Raw genomic sequence first — 18,352 nt, forward strand, 5'->3', positions numbered from 1 at the left:
GGACAGCATCAAACATGACAATTATCCTGACGACACGAGAGGACATAAATCTCGACACCGTTTTCCGCGTCGCCTGGAAAAGAGACACGGTGCAGATCAGCGACAAGGCGCTGCAGCGCATCGCAGAGTGCCGCGCTTCGTTCCTGCATCTTATTGAAACCGAACCCGTGCCGGTCATCTATGGCGTAACCACCGCCATGGGAGAACTGGCGAGCAGGCGGCTCGAACCTGGCGAGCGGCATCGCCACGCGCGCATCAAGGCGTTCGCGGCCGCCACATCATTCGGCGAGCCTTTGCCGGATCGCGTGGTGAGGGCGATCGTGCTCGCCCGCCTGGCGAATTTCCTCGAAGGAAATGCCGCGACCACGCCACGCATTGCGCTCGCAGTCGCCGCGATGCTGGACGGCGGACCCATGCCCATGGTGCCATCCTCTGGCCAGGGCGGCGCCGGTGAAATCCTCGCCCTCTATCCGCTATTTGCGGAGCTTTCGACGCGCTTCGACCTGGAAGTCAAGGAACGAGGTTCGTTGATCAACGGGTCGCCTTGCGCTGCCGCGCTGGTGGCCGACTCGGCCTTGGCGGCTCGCCGCCGTATTCGCCTTGCCGAAAAGGTCTTTGCGCTTTCGATCGAAGCGTTTCGCGCGCCGCTCGAACATTACGACCCGGCGCTCGACGCGCTGTGGGGCGATGAACATGAAGCAGCGGCCCTGCGGGGATTGAGAGCGTTTCTTGCCGGCGCCGGCACCGGGCGCCGCAATTATCAGGCGCCGGTCAGCTACCGCATCGTCCCTCGCATCCTCGGACACGCGCATCGTGCGCTGGCGTCGGCGGAGCGAGCGGCCAGCGTGTCGCTCGCTTCGGTCTCCGACAACCCGGTCTATATCCCGCCCGACGACGTGCATCCGCTCGGGCACTGCATCAGCACGGGCGGCTATCACAATGCCATGGCAACGCCTGCCCTGGACGACCTTGCGGCGATATGGGCCGATATCTGCCTCTTGTGCGACCGCCACGCCTCGAAGCTTCTGAACGGCAAGGTGTCGCTGCTGCCCGATCTGCTTTTGAGCGGGCGTGATTGGAGCGACAGCGACGGTCACGGCAATGTCGGTTATGTGCCGATGGCGATCACGGGGTATCTGGAGCAGGCGAAACTTTCAGCGCAGCGCACCTTCATCCCGGGAACGGAATCGGCCGGCGCCGGGCAGGACGACGTCGCGACGACGGTCTTCCTCGCATGGACGAAGGAAGCGCGCGCCGGCCGCTGCCTCGATGCCGCGATGGCGATGCTGGCCGTGATCGCCTCGCAGGCCTTGCATGTCACAGAGCGCGCGGCCCCTCCGGCGCTTCAGTCGTTCGTCGCGGATGTCAGAAGCATCGTGCCGCCGGTCGGCGCCGACCGCGTGCTGGGGCCTGAACTTGCGAATTTGACCGAGTGGTTCACCAAACAGGTCTTCGAGGAGTAGGCCACCAAAGTGGTGCGGATGAAGGGACTCGAACCCCCACGCCTTTCGGCACTGGAACCTAAATCCAGGGCGTCTACCAATTCCGCCACATCCGCGCCGTCCGGCAATCCCATGTAGCCATCATTCTGTCAATGTCGCAGGCCACATCAGGGGTCACTGGCCGGAATGCGAAGGTGGTTGAAAATTAGCCGCGCCTGTGACAAAAGGCGTGTCGAATGTGACGGGACGCGACGATCCGCTTCTGCAGAATGTGATAAGAAGTAGGAAAAACAAAGACTTATTCACATTTTGGAGCGTATTTTTGGACGAGTTGACCCGCTTTGAGCGGACAGATCGCCAAGTCCCGCACCAAAAGCCATTCTCGGCGAGATCATACCGGCAGGCTGTAAACGGCAGGAGCCGTTTGGCGGCCCCATTGATGAAGACAAAGGTTTTATGATGCAGGTCACCGAAACGCTCAACTCCGGTCTCAAGCGCGAGATCAAGATCACCGTGCCGGCCGGTGACATGGAAGCCAAGCTGATGGCGCGGCTTTCCGATGCCAGGAGCAAGGTCCGCATTAACGGCTTCCGCCCCGGCAAGGTGCCAGTGCAGCACCTGCGCAAGGTCTACGGCAAGTCGTTCATGGCCGAAGTGGTCAACGAGATCCTCAACGATTCGACCCGTTCGATCATCACCGGGCGCGGCGAAAAGGCTGCCATGCAGCCCGAAGTGATCATGACCGAGGACGAGAAGGAGGCTGAGAAGATCCTGGCCGGCGGCGCCGACTTCGAATTCCGCCTGAACTACGAGATCATCCCGCCCATCGAGATCAAGGATTTCTCCGACATCAAGGTGACGCGTCAGGTGTTCGACGTGCCTGACAGCGAGATCGACGAGCAGGTCCAGCGTGTCGCCGAATCGGCGCGCACGTACGAGCCGAAGGCCGGCAAGGCCGCCGAAGGCGACCGTGTGACGATCGACTATGTCGGCAAGATCGACGGCGAAGCCTTCAACGGCGGCGCCGGCACGGACCAGCCGCTGGTGCTCGGCTCCAAGGAATTCATTCCCGGCTTCGAGGACCAGCTCATCGGCAGCAAGGCCGGCGAAGAGAAGCAGGTCACGGTCACGTTCCCGGAAAACTACCAGGCGGCGCATCTTGCCGGCAAGGAAGCCACCTTCGACGTCACCGTCAAGGAAGTGTCCAAGCCCGGGGCTTTGGAAATTAACGACGAAACGGCCAAGAACCTCGGCCTGGAGTCGCTGGAGCGCCTGCGTGAAGTGGTGCGCACCCAGATCGAGAACCAGTTCGGATCGATGACGCGCCAGAAGGTCAAGCGCCAGCTGCTCGATCAGCTCGACGCCGCCTACTCGTTCGAGGCGCCGTCGAAGCTCGTCGAAGCCGAGTTCAACAACATCTGGAACCAGGTCAACCGCGATCTGGAAGCCGCGGGCCGCACTTTCGCCGACGAGGAGACGACGGAAGAAGAGGCGCGCGCCGAATATATGCGGCTTGCCGAGCGTCGCGTGCGTCTCGGCCTGGTTCTCGCCGAAATCGGCGAAAAGGCCGGCGTTACCGTGTCGGACGAGGAATTGCAGCGCGGCCTGTTCGAGCAGGTGCGCCGCTATCCGGCCGCCCAGCAGCAGGAAGCCTTCGAATTCTACCGCAGCAATCCCGAAGCATTGAACACGCTGCGCGCGCCGATATTCGAGGAGAAGGTGGTCGATCATCTCCTCGGTCAGATTTCCGTCACCGACGTCAAGGTCAGCAAGGAAGAGCTGATGGCCGACGAGGAGGAAACCGAGACGGCCAAGGCGAAGCCGGCGAAGAAAGCCGCTGCCAAGAAGGCTGAGAAGGCCGACGACGCGGAAGAACCCAAGAAGAAGGCCGCGCCGAAGAAAAAGGCTGCCAAGGACGCTGAATAAGCTGCAATCCTGCCGGATTGCGAAAGGCCGCCTCCGAGGCGGCCTTTCTTCTAGGCGACCTGGAGATCGTCGGCTGCGATGTCGAGCAGCCGGTTCATCGCGGCCCTGGCTCCGGCGGTGTCGCGCATGCGGATCGCCTCGAGCACGGCCTGATGCGCTGCCAGTGCTCGCGACTGCGCTTCCATCAGCCTGTTGGTGACGAGGAAGGACGCGCTCAGCGCCGCCTCCAGCATCCCGATCAAGCCTTTCAGAACGACGTTGTGACTTGCCGCGATCACGCTGCGGTGGAAGGCCAGGTCCGCCCGGCAGACCCCGTCGAGATCGTGCGGGATCGAATCGCGCATGGCGTTGAAGGCAGCCTCGATCGCGGCGAGATCGGAGCCGGTGCCGCGCCTGGCGGCAAGTTCGGCCGCAGCCGGTTCGAAGATGCGGCGGGCCTCGATCAGACCGGAAATCAGCTCGCTGTCGTTCTGGATATCCGGGTGCCAGCTCAGCACCACGGGATCGAGCAGCCGCCACTCGTCGCGCGACAGGACGCGTACGCCGACCCGGCGGCGCGCCTCGACCAGCCCCTTTGCCGACAGCACCTTGATCGCTTCGCGTACCGAGGTGCGGCTGACGCCGAGCATGGCGCAGAGCTCTTCCTCGCGTGGCAACATGTCGCCTTGCCGATAGGCGCCGCCAAGGATGCGGCTGCCGAGCACGTTGACGACGGAATCGTGGATGCGGCTGCCGCCGGCGCCCTCGACTGGGCGCGGCGAAGCGTCTTCGGCCACGTCAAGGTGGTCAGATGCCATGGTTTTCCGGCCCTTCTTCCGCTCGCAACTCATAGGCGCGACTGGCGCGCCACGCAACGACGCCGTCAGTCATGATAGAGCACCGAACGGCCGCCATCGACGACGATGCAGGCAGCGTTGATGAAGGGCGCCTCGTCGGAGGCGAGGAACAGCGCCGTCATCGCCACCTCTTCGGGTTTGCCAATGCGTTTTTGCGGATGCAAATCATAGGTGCGTTGCCGCTCCGCCTCGGGGTCCGGAAAAGTGTTCCAGTAGTCGACGGCGATCTGCGTCTCGATGTAGCCGGGCGCGATGGCGTTCACCCTGACGCCCCTGGCCGCGTAATCGATGCCGAGCGCCCGGGTAAGGCCGAGGAGCCCGTGCTTGGCGACGGGGTAGGGGAAGCAACCGGGGATGATCGAAAAACTGTGCGTGGAGGCAATGTTGACGATCGAGCCGGCGCTTCGGTCGAGCATGGCCGGCAATACGGCCTTGCTCATGCGCCAGACGCCGTCGAGATCGATGTCGAAGCAGCGTCGCCATTCGGCTTCGCTTGTCTCCAGCGGCTCGTGGAAGACGTTGACGCCGGCATTGTTGACGAGAATGTCGATACGGCCAAAGGTCTCCTTCGCCAGCGTGGCGACGGCTTCGACGGAAGCGGTCTGGCGGACGTCGCATGACACAAACAGGGCGCTTGCCCTGTTTGGCGAAAGGTCCCTTGCGACCGCCCCGCCGGTCACCTCGTCGATCTCGGCGATGACGACCTTCGCGCCTTCACGGTGGAAGGCGCGGGCGATCGCCTCGCCGATACCGCGTCCGGCGCCGGTTATGATCGCGACCTTGTCCTGCAGACGTCCGGTCATTTCATCCTCACCAGTCGACGATTGTGCCGTCCGGCATCACGGCGTTTTGCGTGTGCAGCACCTCGGGTGCGAAGGGATGACCCGCGCAAGCCGCCTCGTCAACCTCGATGCCAAGGCCGGGCGCGTCCGGCACCTGCCAGAAACCGTCGACCATGCGGATCGGACCTCTGACCACGTCGAAATACCACGGCACCGCGCCGACCATTTCTTCCTGGATGATATGGTTCGGCGTCGAGACGGCGAAGTGCAGGGCGGCGACGCCGGCGATCGGCCCGAGCGGGTTATGGGGAGCGACGCCGACGCCGACCGCCTCGGCATGGGCCGCGATCTTCCTGGCCTCGGAGAGGCCGCCGCAATGGCAGATGTCGGGCTGGATGATGCTGACCGCGCCGGCTGACAGCAACTCGACGAACTCAGCGCGTTCGACCAGCCGCTCACCGGTCGCCATGGGCACCGAGGTGCGGGCGGAGAGCGCCTTCAGCCCGGCTGTGTCGCCGGGCGGCAACGGCTCCTCGACAAACATCGGCCGGCTGGGGGCGAGGGCATCGATATAGGCAAGCGCCGCGGCAACCGACGCGGGGCGGCCATGAAAATCCACCATGATCTCGATCCCCGGCCCGACTGCCTTGCGCAAGGCCTCCATCAGCCGTGCCACCTTGTCCACATCGGGCAGCGGTGCGTGATAGTGGGTATAGGGTATGAACACCGCCTTGAAGGCACGGTAGCCTTTCTCGATTACGGCATGCGCGCGCTCGACCAGCGGATCGGTCTCCATCGTCTCGTAGACGGCGCGCATGTCGCCGAGACCGAGATGGGTGTAGACGCCGACCTTGTCGCGCACCTTGCCGCCAAGCAAGCGCCACACGGGCACGCCGAAATGCTTGCCCATGATGTCCCACAGCGCCATCTCGATGCCGGAGATCGCGCTCATGCCGATCGCGCCGAGCCGCCAGAATGACTGCTTGCGCATGACCCGTACGGCCTGTTCGATGTCGCGAGGGTCGCGCCCGACGATCAGCGGGGCCAGATCCTCGACCGCGCCGACCACGGCGCGGGTCTTCCATTCCAGTGTCGCTTCGCCCCAGCCATGAAGCCCCGGCTCATCGCTCAGCACCTTCACGAAAACCCAGTTTCGCATTTCCGCGTTGACCACGCGGGTCTCGATACCTGTGATCTTCACCTGGAAACTCCCGCGCAATCACTTTATAGATCATATCTATATCACACGCTAGTCGACTTTGGCGACGCGTTCAACGTCAATTGTGATGCTTGGATGCGGCAATTCCGGTGCCAACCTGCGTCGTCAGCGCCTAGAAAGGCGTTGACAGGCGCATTAAACATAGTATCTATAAATTAGTTTGATCCGATCTAGATGTTCACCTTGATCTCGGATTGGGCAAGTCCCGTAGGAAGAGGTTGCCCGCAGTCCGATTTGGCTGCGGCGCCGCGACGGGCGCAATCACGATCCGTTGGGAGGACGACATGAAATCCATGAAGCAGTTCGCAATCGCCGTGCTTGCGGCGACCACGTTTGCCTCGGTGGCCGCCCCGGCGCTGGCCGATTCGACCGGCATCGGCGCCATCTATCTCGACGACGTCGGTTTCTATGCCGCCGTGCGCAAGGGCATCCAGAACGGCGCCAACTCCATGGGCAAGGAGATCGAACTCCTCGAGACGAATGCACGCGCCGATCCAGGCGCCGAAGCCTCTTTCATCGACCGCCTGATCTCGGCCGACGTCAAGGCGATCATCCTGTCGGCCGTCTCCGCCGACGGTTCGGTGCGCGCCATCAAGCGGGCGCATGAGGCCGGCATTCCCGTCGTGTGCTACAACACCTGCATCAACGACGCCGACATGAAAAAATATGTCTATGCCTATGTGGTCGCCGACCCGACGGAGTTCGGCCGCCAGCTCGGCGACGTCGCAGCCGACTATTTCATCGCCCAAGGCATCAAGGAGCCGAAGATCGGCGTGCTGAACTGCGAGTTCGTCGAAGTCTGCGTCAAGCGCCGCGAAGGTTTTGAGGCGGCGCTCAAAGCCAAGGTTCCCGGCTATGTCATCTCGGCGAACCAGCGCGGCACCGTGCTCGATGACGCCGTGTCGGTGAGCGACCAGATGCTGTCGGCCAATCCTGACATCAACGCTTTCTTCGGCGAGGGCGGCGATGCCGGCACCGGTGCGGTGCGCACCATCAAGCAGCGCGGCCTGGCCGGAAAGGTCGTCGTTTTCGCTGCCGACATGACGTCTTCAGCCGCGACCGAACTCGCCGACTTTTCGGTGATGAAGGCGGTCGCCGACGTGTCCGGCCAGGGCATCGGCAAGCTGGCGCTCGAACAGGCGCTGAACGGCGCCGAAGGCAAGAAAGCCGCCGATATCATCGTGCCCATGGGCATATCGATCTTCAAATCGGCCGACGACGCCAAGAAGTGGCTCGAAACCCACAAGGATGGCCTTTCCTGATCGCATCCTCCCGAACCATGCGATGCTGGCCGCCGGAACGCGGCGGCCAGCCCTTTCAGGGAATGACAACTTTTCGGGAAACCGACAATCTCGCATACTGCCCACTGCCGAAAGAGCCCGGGGTCCGGAGCCTGAATCATGCCGAAAATGCTTGCCGCCTATCTTCCGGGCAATTCCACCGTCGACCTGCGCGAAATCGACCGTCCGCAGCCAGGCATCGGCCAGGTGCTCCTGAAGATGAAGGCGTCCGGCATTTGCGGCAGCGACATCCACTACATCTATCACAAGCATCTCGGCGACGATCCGCGCACGTCCTACCAAGGCGTCGTGGCGGGGCATGAGCCGGCCGGGGAGGTTGTCGAGCTTGGCGCCGGCTGCCGGCATTTCAAGCCGGGCGATCGTGTCGCCGTCTATCATATCTCCGGCTGCGGCTTCTGCCGCAACTGCCGCAAGGGGTTTCAGATCTCCTGCACCGACCCGCAACGTGCCGCCTATGGCTGGCAGCGCGATGGCGGCCATGCCGAGTATCTCGTCGCCGACGAGCGCGATCTCGTACACCTGCCTGATGCGCTGTCTTATCGCGACGGCTGCTTCATCTCCTGCGGCGTCGGCACCGCTTACGAGGCCGTGCTGCGCGGCAATGTTTCGGGCAGCGACGCGGTACTCGTCGTCGGCCTCGGGCCGGTCGGCATGGCGGCGCTGATGCTGGCCAAGGGCCGTGGCGCACGCCTGGCCATCGGCGTCGATACGCAGCCCGATCGGGTCGAGACAGCGAAGAAGCTCGGCCTGCTCGACCACGGCCTCGTCGCCGGGCCGGACGCGCTCGACGCCATCAACGAATTGACCAAGGGTGGTGCTGCGGTCGCCATCGACTGCTCGGGCAATCCGCGCGGCCGGGTGCTGGCGCTGCAGGCGACGCGGACATGGGGGCGCTGCGTCTATATCGGCGAAACCGGCAAGGTCGAATTCGACGTCAGCGACGACCTTCTGCACCGTCAGCGGACCATCTACGGCTCGTGGGTAACCAGCGTTCACAATATGGACCAGTGCTGCGAGGACCTCGATGCCTGGGGCCTGCACCCGCACGACATCATCACCGATGCCTTTCCGCTGGAAAAAGCGCCCGAGGCCTATGCGCTGATGGCAGGCGGACGCTCGGGAAAAGTCATCGTCGAATTTCCGGGCTAAGCGATGGCCGATATCGAAATCGCCAATGAAGCACTGGGCCTCACCGTCACCACGACCGGCGGAGCGATCTGGCGGTTTCTTTGGCGTTCGGGCGATGTGGAGGTGCCGCTGTTTCGCGACCCACCGCAAGGGCGGGAACGCGCGGCGCTGAAATCCGCCTGCTTTCCGCTGGTGCCTTTCGGCAACCGGGTGCGCGACAACCGCTTTTCCTTCGAAGGCCGCGAGTATTCGCTCATCCCCAACATGGACTGGGACAGGCACTACCTGCATGGCGACGGCTGGACCGGCGAGTGGCAAATTGTGCGCCACACAAGCACCGAGATCGCACTTGCGTTCAGCCATCGCGGCGTCGGCACGCCGTACGCCTATGATGCCGAACAGCGCTTTTCGATCGACGGCCCCACACTGACGACAAGACTGTCCGTCACCAATCGCGGCGAGTTCGCGCTGCCGTTTGGCCTCGGCTGGCATCCCTATTTCCCACTGACGAAAGAGACCACACTCGAGGCGGCCGCTCGCTCCTGTTGGGACGAAGATTCCTCCTGGCTGCCGACCCTCGAGCATCCGGTCGCCGGCGATACCGACTTCGCCCGGCCGCGCGGCCTGCCGCGCCGCTGGGTCAACACGGTTTTCGAGGGCTGGAACGGTGGGGCTGACATCGAGTGGCCGGAGAGCGGGATTTCCCTGGAGATCGATGCCGATCCCATCTTTTCCCGCTATCTGGTCTTCGTCTCCGATCCGGCTTTCGATGCCGGCTACGACTATGATTTCTTCTGTTTCGAACCGATGAGCCATAGCGCTGACGGGCATAACATGGTCTCCGGCGGCGGGCTGGTGAGGCTGGCACAAGATGAAAGCCTCACGGGTTCCGTCCGTTACACCTGTCACCGGCCCTGACGAGGAAGATTGCAATGAGTGCGACCACAACCACAACCAGCCGTCGGCGCGGCTTTCGCCTGTTCGCGCTCGACATGAACGAGATCGGCCTGATCGTCATCCTGCTCGTCCTCTATTTCGGCTTCGGCGCGACCACCAACGGCTTTCTGTCGCCCAACAACCACCTGTCGCTGCTGCGCGACGCGGCTTCCATCGCGATCGCCGCCTGGGCGGTGACGCTGATCATCATCGCCGGCGAGATCGACGTCAGCGTCGGGCCGATGGTCGCCTTCACCTCCGTCTGCCTCGCCTTCATGCTGAAGGCCGACGTCAACGTCGCGCTCGCTATCCTGGCGGCGCTTGCCATCGGCGGCGCGCTCGGCACCTTTGCCGGATCGCTGCGCGCCTATTTCGGGGTGCCGTCCTTCGTCGCCACGCTCGGCCTGTGGAGCGCGCTGCGCGGCATGTCGTTCTTCACCACCAACGCGCTGCCGGTCACCTTTCCCGACAACGCCTTCCTCGACATCCTTGCCGACAACATGTTCGGCATACCGACCTCGGCCTTCGTCATGCTGGTGCTGTTCGCCGTCTTCTCCTTCATCAGCCAGAAGACCGCCTACGGCCGGTCGATCTTCGCCGTCGGCGGCAACGCCAACGCCGCCGAACTGTGCGGCATCAACGTCGCGCGCATTCGCGTGCTGATCTTCACCACGTCGGGCGTGATGGCAGCCCTTGCCGGCGTACTTTTGACCGCGCGGCTCGGCTCGGGCAATGCCGGCACCGCCTCCGGCCTCGAATTCGACGTGATCGCCGCCGTCGTCATCGGCGGCACGGCACTGTCGGGCGGACGCGGCTCGATGCTCGGCACGCTGCTCGGCGTCTTCGTCATCACACTGATCGGCAACGGGCTGGTGCTGCGCGGCATCAATCCGTTCTTCCAGGAGGTGGTGCGCGGCGTCATCATCGTCGCAGCCGTGCTCGCCAACATACTGGTCACACGTTATCGCGAACGCCGCATTTTCGGCGCGTGACGGAAACCGGGAGGGGATCAGCCCATGCAGACCGCCCGCCAGCACGATCCGCAGACCTTGGTCGCCGCCGTGCGTGGCGCGACCAAGCACTATCCCGGCGTGCTGGCGCTGGACGATGTCGATTTCGAGATCGGCCGGGGCGAAGTCCGCGCCTTGCTCGGCAAGAACGGGGCGGGGAAATCGACGCTGATCCGGCTGCTGACCGGGGCCACGGTGCCTGACAGCGGTGAGGTCACGATCGACGGCGCGGCGCTGACCGGTTCCGGCACCCAGCGCACGGTCGAAGCTGCCCGCCTCGGCGTGCGCGCCGTCTATCAGGAGCTCAGCCTGATCGTCGGGATGAGCATCGCCGAAAACCTCTTCCTCGGCCGCTGGCCGTCCAGCATGGGTGTGCTCTCCCATGGCGAAATGGAGCATGAGGCGCGCGAGACGCTGGCCCGGCTCGGGCTGACGCTCGATCCGCGTCGGCGCGTCGCGACGCTGAGCCCGGCGGAGCGACAGCTCGTCGAGATCGCCCGGGTCATGATCGGCGAACCTAAACTCGTCATCCTCGACGAGCCGACCAGCTCGCTTGCGGCGGCCGAGGTCGAACTCCTGTTCAAGGCCGTGCGCAGCCTGGCCGGCGCCGGCATTGCGGTGATCTATGTCAACCATCGCATGAGCGAGATTCGGCAGATCTCCGACGCCGCCACGGTGATGCGCGACGGCAGGGTTGCGGGGACCGTCGAGGTTGCCGGCGCCGACACCGCCGAGATCATCCGGCTGATGCTCGGTCGCAGCGAGCAGAAGGACAGGCTCGTCGGCGAGGCGAGGGGAGGCGATACCGTGCTGTCGGTGCGCGATCTTGCCGTGCCGCCGAAGCTCGCCGGTGTCAGCTTCGATCTCAGGCGCGGTGAGGTGCTGGGCTTTGCCGGCCTGCTCGGCTCCGGCCGCACCGAGCTGCTCAGGGCGATCGGCGGGCTCGATGCCATGCGCGCCGGCACGGTGCTGCTCGACGAAAAGGACATCACCCGCGGCTCCTATGGCGAGCGGGTCAGGAACGGGATCGGCATGACGCCGGAAAGCCGCAAGGAGGACGGCATCATGCCGCTGCTCGGCGTGGACGAAAACACCGTCGCCACCGACTTCTCGAAGGTGGCGGTAAATGGCGTGATCTCGGCATCAAGGATGGCGGAAGCGGCAGGCGACATCGTCCGTCGTATCGGCATCAAAACGGCGCGTATCGATACGCCGGTCGGTACGCTTTCGGGCGGCAACCAGCAGAAAGTAGTGATCGGCCGTTGGGTCTATGCCGGCAGCCGTATCCTGCTGCTCGACGAACCGACCAGGGGTGTCGATGTCGAAGCGAAGTCGCAGATCTACGCTATCATCCGCGAGCTTGCCGCGGAGGGCAAAAGCATCATTTTCGTGTCCAGCGAGATCGAGGAACTGCCAAAGGTCTGCGACCGTGTCCTGGTGCTGAGGGACGGATGCTTCGTCCAGGAATTCGTCGCGCCAGGGATCGAGACCGACGCGCTGATGGCCGCCTGCCTTTAGGCCTTCGCCGGTGGTTATCGCTGAGGACAAGCTCAGCGGCGAGAGAACGAATGGCTGCCTAAGAGGAGGGTAGCAGCCTTCCAGCCCAAGCTTGATCGCAACCTGGCTGCCCCGGATCGCCGCCATGAGGATGAGGTCGGTCTCCGCCGCCCTAATCGCGAGGCAATTGATTGACGAGGATTCGCATCACGGTCACTCGTTTGGGCAGTTCGACGAGAAACTCCCGGTCGCGCGGCAGGTGGCGGATCTCGTTCGGGTCGCCGCCGGTGAAGCTCGCCATGGCTTCGACGTCAGGCCAGTACGAGATCGTCACGAACTCTGTTTCTTCCTCGCGATCTTCGCGAAACAACTGTACGCCGAGTGCCTTTTCCTGAAGCGGCGGAATGCCTTCGCGGCGCAGGTACGGCTCGTAGGCATCCGCCAAATCACGGCGTGTCCTTCCGCGCCAGATCCGTGCAATCGTGGCGTTGTCGGTCATGAAGCGCTCCTCTCGATGGGTCGTGATGGGCGGCGATGGCGGAATCCGCTGCGGTGTCTTGCGAGCGATCAATGCAGGACCTCACCGAGAAACCGTCGCACCAATGGCAGGGCGATCTCGAAATGGGTCTCCAGCAGCCAGTGCCCTGCGTCGTTCAGCAAATGCAGCTCGGCGTCGGGGAGATCGCGCTGATAGGCGCGCGCTGCCGGCTCGGGCATGTATTCGTCCTTCGGTCCCCAAAGGATCATTGCCGGAGGCCGATGCTCGCGCAGGTATCGCTGGTAACGAGGGAACCAGTCGAGATTGGCCTCGAGCTTCTCCATCAGTCCGACTGAAAGCGCGCGGCGCACAGGCGTATCCATCAGCGGCCAATGCAATTTCCACAGATCGGGCGGGACGCGTTGGGCGATGTCGTCATCGACTTCTCCCACGAACTCGGCGCGAAAGCCGTCTTCGCTCACCGCCTTTTCGAGCGGCGCGCGGTTCGCTGGTGAGGGATCCCGCCAGAAACGCCGGATCGTTTCGTACTTGGGGCCAAGGGCATCCGCGTAGATGTCGCCATTCTGGATGACGAGGGCCTTGATCCGCGATGGGTTCGCTATAGCGTGGCGCAGGCCGATCTGCGACCCGTAGTCGTGCAGCCATAGCGCGTAGCTGTCGAGCTCCAGCGCGTCGGTGAACCGCTCCAGGAAGATTGCATAGGCGTCAAAATCATAACCGAACCGTGCCGGATCGGGGGTTCCACTGTAGCCAAAGCCGGGGAAATCCGGAGCGAGCGTCCGCCACCGATCGGCAAGCGCCGGCATCAGCCGGCGATATTGGAAGGATGAGCAGGGATAGCCATGCGGAAGCAACAACACCGGCGCGGCTTCAGGACCTGCCTGTCTGTAAAAGACCGTCTCGCCGTCGATCGTGAGGGTGCCGTGGCGCACCTCCAAGACGCTGCTGTCGTTCATGGATGCTTCCCTGGTCCTTGATCTTGCGGACACCGAACCGTAGCTGGTCTAACGCCTTTGACCGGCATGCGTTCCGGCCGCATTCCGATCGAGCTGCCTCGTCGCCTCGGCCAATCTTGCTGGTAGGCTTCTTCTATCTGCCAGCCAAATTCTGTGGTATGCAGGTGCCGCAATTCCATATGGGAGACGGATATTCCGCTCTGCCGTGCAAGGGGCGCATTGCCCGGCGAAAATGTCGGCACGCGCGGATCGCCAAGGCAGGTTTGGCGATCGGGGAGGGAAATGCCATGCGTGCAATCGCGTTTTTCGCCGTCGTGTCCGTTGCGACGTTCATCACGAACCACTCCCAGGCGCAGGATGCCGCCGCGGGGGAGAAGGTCTTCGCCAAATGCAAGGCCTGCCACGTCGCCGACGAGGACAAGAACAAGATCGGTCCGTCGTTGAACGGCGTCATCGGCCGGACGGCCGGCACGCATCCGGGATTCAAATATTCCAAACCGATGACCGAGGCGGGTGCATCCGGCGTCAAATGGGACGAAGCCACGCTGACGGAGTACCTTAAAGATCCGAAGGCCAAGATCAAAGGGACGAAGATGGCGTTTGCCGGCCTCAAGAAGGACGAGGACCTCGCCAACGTCATCGCCTACCTGAAGCAATTCTCCAAATGACCCGGTTCTTCCGCCAGGAAGTAACCCGGTTCTTCCGCCAGGAAGTAACCCGGTTCTTCCGTCGGCCGATGGGCTGGCCAGATAGCCTGCCGCCATCAGTGGTCGCCTGAGATGTCGGCTCGGGAAAGCGGCCTCGAGGATAGCGGTATCCAGATCTCGGAAGCGACGGCCAGTGATTTCTTCGCGCTTCTGAAACCGCGTGTCATGGCGCTTGCTGTTTTTACCGCTTTCGTCGGCCTGATGGTGGCGCCCGGCGCAATGAACCCGGTCATCGCCGTGATCGCAATTGGTGCAATCGCGGTTGGAGCAGGAGCGGCCGGGGCGCTCAACATGTGGTACGATGCCGATATCGATGCGTTGATGTCGCGCACGTCGAAGCGGCCGATCCCATCGGGCCGCGTCACGCCAGGCGAAGCTCTCGGCTTCGGCCTGGTGCTTTCCGTACTTTCGGTCATGACGCTTGGCGTGCTGGTGGGGTGGCCTGCCGCATCGCTGCTGGCCTTCACCATCTTCTTCTACGTCGTCGTCTATACGATGTGGCTGAAACGCTCGACGCCGCAGAACATTGTGATAGGCGGCGCCGCGGGAGCCCTTCCTCCGGTGGTTGGGTGGGCGGCGGCCACCGGCGACATCGGCGTTGAAAGCCTCGTCCTGTTCCTGATCATCTTCCTCTGGACGCCGCCGCATTTCTGGGCGCTCGCGCTGTTCAAGATCGGCGACTATGCCGCGGCCGGCATCCCCATGATGCCGAACGTGGCCGGCCAGGCTTCGACCAGAAAACAAATATTCGCCTATTCACTGATGCTGGCGCCAATCGGCGTGCTGCCTTGGGCTGTCGGATTCGCGAGCGGATTGTACGGAATTGTCTCGGCCGCATTGGGCGCGGGTTTCATCTGGCATGCCTGGAAGCTTCTGGTCGACCAGGAGATGAAACGCGCAAAAGCGCTGTTTGCCTATTCGATTCTCTATCTCTTCGCGATCTTTGCCGTGCTGCTTGCCGATACCATTGCCATGCGTGCCATCATGCCAGTTGGAAATTGAAGGCATGACTGCCTCGTGGCGGTGTTGCCGCCTCGTGCTGCATTGAACGTCGATTGGGCCTGGTGTTCTCGGATTGCCTGGCGGGTTGAGACGGCCGGTCGCCGATTGCTGCAATGAAGACGTTGCATCCTAGGCCGGCTCAGGCCTCACGTTGGCAGTGCACAGAATCCCAGCAACAGCAGAATAACCACGCCAAGGCCGAGTATGAGAGCGGTCTTTCCATCCATGACCTTCACCCTTCAACCCACTTTTGAGAATATCGAAGAAAGGCCGTTAGAGCTAGCCTGGTCACCGGATCCGCGCTGCTCTGACAATGGGCGACAAACGCCGTGCAAGGGCGTATGTTGATCATGGTGCAGGTCGCGGTTTTGCGTGGCCAGTCACGCTGAACGACGGCACCGTAAACCGCGACTCACCGGACCTGGTCTGGAGGAATGGTCATGGCAAGCTTTCACGTGATTGCAGGCGCCAGCGAGACGCTGGAGCACACAAGAATTCGAAAGATCGGCGTTTCCGACCTTTTCGATGCGCTTAGGCGTGGCGTCGACGATTTCATGGTCAAACCGTCTCACATCGTTTTTCTCTGCCTGATATATCCGCTTGTCGGCGTCGTGCTCGCCGTCTGGACATCGGGCAACAATGCGTTGCCGCTCTTGTTTCCGCTGGTGTCAGGTTTTGCGCTGATCGGTCCCTTCGCGGCGCTCGGCCTCTATGAGATCAGCCGGCGACGGGAGGCCGGCCTCGACACCTCGTGGAGCCACGCCTTCGAGGTCAGGAATTCTCCGGCACTGCCGGCCATCGCCGCGGTCGGGATCATGCTGCTTGCGATCTTCGTCGCCTGGCTTTTGACCGCGCAGGCATTTTACCAGCAGGTGTTCGGCCCAGCGCCGCCGGAATCGCTCTCCAGCTTCATCAGTGAAGTATTCGCCACGGGACGCGGCTGGACGCTGATTGTCCTGGGCCACGCTATCGGCCTCGTCTTCGCCGCGGTCGTGTTGTGCACCACGGTCGTCGCGTTCCCGCTATTGCTCGACCGCGACGTCGGAGCCTACGAGGCCATCCACACTTCGGTGCGCGTGGTCCTGGCGAACCCGGTCGTGATGGCTGTCTGGGGATTGATCGTCGCCGTGGCGCTGATCATAGGCTCGCTGCCGGTGTTCGCCGGGCTGGCGGTCGTGCTGCCGATTCTCGGTCATGCCACCTGGCACGTCTATCGGAAAGTTGTGGAGCAGCCGACGTCCACCAAACCGGTGGGCTGAAAATCCTGCCTTGCCGCACCGGCGAGAATGCCGGTGCGGGCAGGGCGGAGCGTTCAGTATGCCGGATAGCTGAAGCGGGCCTGGTGTGCATCGCTGGTCAGGTTGCGGAAATCCTTGCCGCTGACATGCACCAGCGTCTTGTGGTCGCCGCCCTCGAAATAGATGTCTGCGGCATCACCGAGGCTTTCATCGAGGATCACCGGCACATCGTAAGCCGCGCCGATCGGCGGAACGGCGCCGGTATCGCAATCCTCGAAAAGCGAAACCACCTCGTCTTCGGAGGCTAGGCCGATGCGTTTGTCCATGACGTCCTGCAACGTGCCGAGCTCGATCCTGTGCGTGCTGGGAACCACGGCAAGCGCATAGCCACCGTCGTGGTGAACGACCACCGACTTGGCCATTATGCTGCCGGGCACATGTGCCGCTATGGCGGCCTGTCTGCTTGTCGATGTGCGATGATGCGCGACGGTGTCGTAGGGCACCCCTTTCCCGTCGATAAAGTCCTTCAGTCTGTTTGCGATCGTCATCTTGAGCCTCCCTTGCTGGAGTTCGCGACGGGAAAACGACTGATATCGTTCTCCTTCTGTCGTTCCGCTGATGACAAAAATGGGCCTGCTGTCGATCGTTTCAAGGCAAGGCGGACAGAGCGGACGCAAACCTCCCGAGCTTGACGGGAAATGCCGACGAAAAGCCTGTTTCGGCTTGAGCGTCAGGGTTCGGCCCCGAAGAACACCATCCGGGTGAGAAGCGTGTAGTCCGATTCGAAGACCATCATTGCCACGAACACCAGCACCAGGACCGGCGGCAATATGATCGCATACGTCAGCGCCAGCCTTTCCCAGGCCATGTGCATGAAGACCGCGACGATCAGCCCGGCCTTGAGCATCATGAAGATCAGGATCAGCGACCATCTGAGATAGCCGTGGAGGCCGATATAATCGACCATATAGGAGCCGGCGCTGAGGATGAACAGCCATGCCCAGACCACCAGGTAGAGCTTGATCGGGTGCTCCTGATGAACCTCCGCAGTGGCGATGCCGGTTGCTGTCGCATCATGCGCTTGAGCTTCGTGCAGCGTATGTTGCCCCAGACCGTTTGCGGTTGCTTCAGCCATGTCTGCCTCTCACCAAAGATAGAAGAATGCGAAAATGAACACCCAGACCAGGTCGACGAAATGCCAGTAGAGACCCATGATCTCGACGCTTTCGTAGCGGCCCCTGCGGCTGGTGAAGAAGCCGGGCCGTCCCGTGTCGTAATCTCCGCGCCAGACCTTTCGCGCCACGATGATCAGGAAGATCACCCCAAACGTGACATGAGTGCCGTGGAAGCCGGTGATCATGAAGAAGGATGACCCGAACTGCGCCGCTCCCCACGGGTTGCCCCAGGGCCGCACCCCCTCCGTGATCAGCTTGGTCCATTCGAAGGCCTGCATGCCGACGAAGGTCGCGCCGAGCGCGGCGGTCAGAAGCATGAGGATCGCCGTCTTGCGGCGGTCGCGACGATAGCCGAAATTCACCGCCATGGCCATCGTTCCGCTGCTCGAGATCAGCACGAAGGTCATGATGGCGATAAGGATCAGGGGAATGTCCGAACCGCCAATATGAAGGGAAAAGACCTCGCTTGGATTGGGCCACGGCACTCGGGTGGACATGCGCGCGGTCATGTAGGAGAGCAGGAAGCAGCCGAAGACGAAGGTGTCGCTGAGCAGGAAGATCCACATCATGGCCTTGCCCCAGGACACGTTCTTGAACGCGCGCTGATCCGAGGACCAATCGGCGGCGACGCCTTGCAGGCCCGCCGGCCGCGGTGTCTGGCCGATATGCGTCACTGTCGTCTCTGCCATCCGTCCGGC

At 62.9% G+C, this 18,352-nt stretch carries 18 protein-coding genes and 1 tRNA gene; 10 read left to right on the plus strand and 9 right to left on the minus strand.

What is annotated here, in order from left to right; translation table 11 throughout:
* The first annotated feature begins 14 nt into the window (after positions 1–14).
* Entirely contained in the window at positions 15–1,463 is a 1,449-nt protein-coding gene (locus tag AC0NID_RS20315; protein WP_473456770.1) for an aromatic amino acid lyase, read from the plus strand.
* 10 nt (positions 1,464–1,473) lie between these two features.
* On the opposite strand, the gene AC0NID_RS20320 is transcribed toward AC0NID_RS20315, so the two are convergent.
* Positions 1,474–1,558: transfer RNA gene (locus AC0NID_RS20320), tRNA-Leu, on the minus strand.
* Positions 1,559–1,901: 343 nt separating this feature from the next.
* On the opposite strand from AC0NID_RS20320, the gene tig reads away from it, so the two are divergent.
* Positions 1,902–3,368 (plus strand): trigger factor, encoded by a 1,467-nt coding sequence (tig, locus tag AC0NID_RS20325; protein WP_473456802.1) that lies wholly within the window; start codon positions 1,902–1,904, stop codon positions 3,366–3,368.
* Between the two features lie 50 nt (positions 3,369–3,418).
* On the opposite strand, the gene AC0NID_RS20330 is transcribed toward tig, so the two are convergent.
* From AC0NID_RS20330 to dgoD, 3 genes are all read right to left on the minus strand, one after another.
* A complete protein-coding gene (locus AC0NID_RS20330) occupies positions 3,419–4,165 on the minus strand; it encodes a FadR/GntR family transcriptional regulator (RefSeq protein WP_473456772.1) in 747 nt (248 codons plus the stop codon).
* A gap of 65 nt (positions 4,166–4,230) precedes the next feature.
* Positions 4,231–5,007 (minus strand): SDR family oxidoreductase, encoded by a 777-nt coding sequence (locus AC0NID_RS20335; RefSeq protein WP_473456773.1) that lies wholly within the window; start codon positions 5,005–5,007, stop codon positions 4,231–4,233.
* A 7-nt stretch (positions 5,008–5,014) separates the two neighbouring features.
* The gene (gene dgoD, locus AC0NID_RS20340) at positions 5,015–6,187 is read right to left on the minus strand and encodes a galactonate dehydratase (RefSeq protein ID WP_473456775.1); all 1,173 of its coding nucleotides are present in this window, start codon (positions 6,185–6,187) and stop codon (positions 5,015–5,017) included.
* Positions 6,188–6,489: 302 nt separating this feature from the next.
* Between dgoD and AC0NID_RS20345 the strand changes: the two genes are divergently transcribed.
* From AC0NID_RS20345 to AC0NID_RS20365, 5 genes are all read left to right on the plus strand, one after another.
* Positions 6,490–7,467 carry a substrate-binding domain-containing protein gene (locus tag AC0NID_RS20345; RefSeq protein ID WP_473456776.1) on the plus strand — a complete coding sequence of 326 codons (978 nt, stop codon included), beginning with the start codon at positions 6,490–6,492 and terminating at the stop codon, positions 7,465–7,467.
* A 138-nt stretch (positions 7,468–7,605) separates the two neighbouring features.
* Complete coding sequence (locus AC0NID_RS20350; protein ID WP_473456777.1) at positions 7,606–8,655, plus strand: zinc-dependent alcohol dehydrogenase family protein; 1,050 nt, start codon at positions 7,606–7,608, stop codon at positions 8,653–8,655.
* Between the two features lie 3 nt (positions 8,656–8,658).
* Positions 8,659–9,552: an aldose 1-epimerase gene (locus AC0NID_RS20355; protein WP_473456778.1), complete on the plus strand. Its 894-nt coding sequence runs from the start codon at positions 8,659–8,661 to the stop codon at positions 9,550–9,552.
* Positions 9,553–9,566: 14 nt separating this feature from the next.
* A complete protein-coding gene (locus AC0NID_RS20360; RefSeq protein ID WP_473456779.1) occupies positions 9,567–10,562 on the plus strand; it encodes an ABC transporter permease in 996 nt (331 codons plus the stop codon).
* Between the two features lie 24 nt (positions 10,563–10,586).
* Entirely contained in the window at positions 10,587–12,098 is a 1,512-nt protein-coding gene (locus AC0NID_RS20365; RefSeq protein WP_473456780.1) for a sugar ABC transporter ATP-binding protein, read from the plus strand.
* 151 nt (positions 12,099–12,249) lie between these two features.
* Here AC0NID_RS20365 and AC0NID_RS20370 read toward each other — a convergent pair whose 3' ends face one another.
* Both AC0NID_RS20370 and AC0NID_RS20375 read right to left on the minus strand, forming a co-directional pair.
* Positions 12,250–12,576 carry a hypothetical protein gene (locus AC0NID_RS20370; protein ID WP_473456781.1) on the minus strand — a complete coding sequence of 109 codons (327 nt, stop codon included), beginning with the start codon at positions 12,574–12,576 and terminating at the stop codon, positions 12,250–12,252.
* 68 nt (positions 12,577–12,644) lie between these two features.
* Positions 12,645–13,532, minus strand: coding sequence for an alpha/beta fold hydrolase (locus tag AC0NID_RS20375; protein WP_473456782.1), 888 nt, complete (start codon positions 13,530–13,532; stop codon positions 12,645–12,647).
* Positions 13,533–13,819: 287 nt separating this feature from the next.
* Here AC0NID_RS20375 and AC0NID_RS20380 point away from each other — a divergent pair, with 287 nt between their 5' ends.
* From AC0NID_RS20380 to AC0NID_RS20390, 3 genes are all read left to right on the plus strand, one after another.
* Positions 13,820–14,200, plus strand: a complete 381-nt coding sequence (locus tag AC0NID_RS20380; protein WP_473453949.1) for a c-type cytochrome — start codon at positions 13,820–13,822, stop codon at positions 14,198–14,200.
* 111 nt (positions 14,201–14,311) lie between these two features.
* Positions 14,312–15,241 carry a heme o synthase gene (locus AC0NID_RS20385; protein WP_473456783.1) on the plus strand — a complete coding sequence of 310 codons (930 nt, stop codon included), beginning with the start codon at positions 14,312–14,314 and terminating at the stop codon, positions 15,239–15,241.
* A 440-nt stretch (positions 15,242–15,681) separates the two neighbouring features.
* Positions 15,682–16,500 (plus strand): DUF2189 domain-containing protein, encoded by an 819-nt coding sequence (locus tag AC0NID_RS20390; protein WP_473456784.1) that lies wholly within the window; start codon positions 15,682–15,684, stop codon positions 16,498–16,500.
* Between the two features lie 53 nt (positions 16,501–16,553).
* Here the strand turns inward: AC0NID_RS20390 and AC0NID_RS20395 are convergent, their stop codons facing one another.
* The 3 genes from AC0NID_RS20395 to AC0NID_RS20405 form a co-directional block, all read right to left on the minus strand.
* Positions 16,554–17,027, minus strand: coding sequence for an aminoacyl-tRNA deacylase (locus tag AC0NID_RS20395; RefSeq protein ID WP_473456785.1), 474 nt, complete (start codon positions 17,025–17,027; stop codon positions 16,554–16,556).
* Between the two features lie 182 nt (positions 17,028–17,209).
* Positions 17,210–17,614, minus strand: coding sequence for a cytochrome C oxidase subunit IV family protein (locus AC0NID_RS20400; protein WP_473456786.1), 405 nt, complete (start codon positions 17,612–17,614; stop codon positions 17,210–17,212).
* Positions 17,615–17,623: 9 nt separating this feature from the next.
* Positions 17,624–18,343, minus strand: a complete 720-nt coding sequence (locus AC0NID_RS20405; RefSeq protein WP_473456787.1) for a heme-copper oxidase subunit III family protein — start codon at positions 18,341–18,343, stop codon at positions 17,624–17,626.
* Between the last annotated feature and the right edge of the window lie 9 nt (positions 18,344–18,352).

The organism is Mesorhizobium sp. WSM4821 (assembly GCF_055901555.1).

Coding starts and splice junctions, on each gene's coding strand:
- tig (WP_473456802.1), top strand. CDS start 1,902: ATGCAGGTCACCGAAACGCTCAACTCCGGTCTCAAGCGCGAGATCAAG.
- AC0NID_RS20315 (WP_473456770.1), top strand. CDS start 15: ATGACAATTATCCTGACGACACGAGAGGACATAAATCTCGACACCGTT.
- AC0NID_RS20345 (WP_473456776.1), top strand. CDS start 6,490: ATGAAATCCATGAAGCAGTTCGCAATCGCCGTGCTTGCGGCGACCACG.
- AC0NID_RS20350 (WP_473456777.1), top strand. CDS start 7,606: ATGCCGAAAATGCTTGCCGCCTATCTTCCGGGCAATTCCACCGTCGAC.
- AC0NID_RS20365 (WP_473456780.1), top strand. CDS start 10,587: ATGCAGACCGCCCGCCAGCACGATCCGCAGACCTTGGTCGCCGCCGTG.
- AC0NID_RS20395 (WP_473456785.1), bottom strand. CDS start 17,027: ATGACGATCGCAAACAGACTGAAGGACTTTATCGACGGGAAAGGGGTG.
- AC0NID_RS20380 (WP_473453949.1), top strand. CDS start 13,820: ATGCGTGCAATCGCGTTTTTCGCCGTCGTGTCCGTTGCGACGTTCATC.
- AC0NID_RS20405 (WP_473456787.1), bottom strand. CDS start 18,343: ATGGCAGAGACGACAGTGACGCATATCGGCCAGACACCGCGGCCGGCG.
- AC0NID_RS20400 (WP_473456786.1), bottom strand. CDS start 17,614: ATGGCTGAAGCAACCGCAAACGGTCTGGGGCAACATACGCTGCACGAA.
- AC0NID_RS20355 (WP_473456778.1), top strand. CDS start 8,659: ATGGCCGATATCGAAATCGCCAATGAAGCACTGGGCCTCACCGTCACC.
- AC0NID_RS20330 (WP_473456772.1), bottom strand. CDS start 4,165: ATGGCATCTGACCACCTTGACGTGGCCGAAGACGCTTCGCCGCGCCCA.
- AC0NID_RS20390 (WP_473456784.1), top strand. CDS start 15,682: ATGGCAAGCTTTCACGTGATTGCAGGCGCCAGCGAGACGCTGGAGCAC.
- AC0NID_RS20360 (WP_473456779.1), top strand. CDS start 9,567: ATGAGTGCGACCACAACCACAACCAGCCGTCGGCGCGGCTTTCGCCTG.
- AC0NID_RS20385 (WP_473456783.1), top strand. CDS start 14,312: ATGTCGGCTCGGGAAAGCGGCCTCGAGGATAGCGGTATCCAGATCTCG.
- AC0NID_RS20370 (WP_473456781.1), bottom strand. CDS start 12,576: ATGACCGACAACGCCACGATTGCACGGATCTGGCGCGGAAGGACACGC.
- AC0NID_RS20375 (WP_473456782.1), bottom strand. CDS start 13,532: ATGAACGACAGCAGCGTCTTGGAGGTGCGCCACGGCACCCTCACGATC.
- AC0NID_RS20335 (WP_473456773.1), bottom strand. CDS start 5,007: ATGACCGGACGTCTGCAGGACAAGGTCGCGATCATAACCGGCGCCGGA.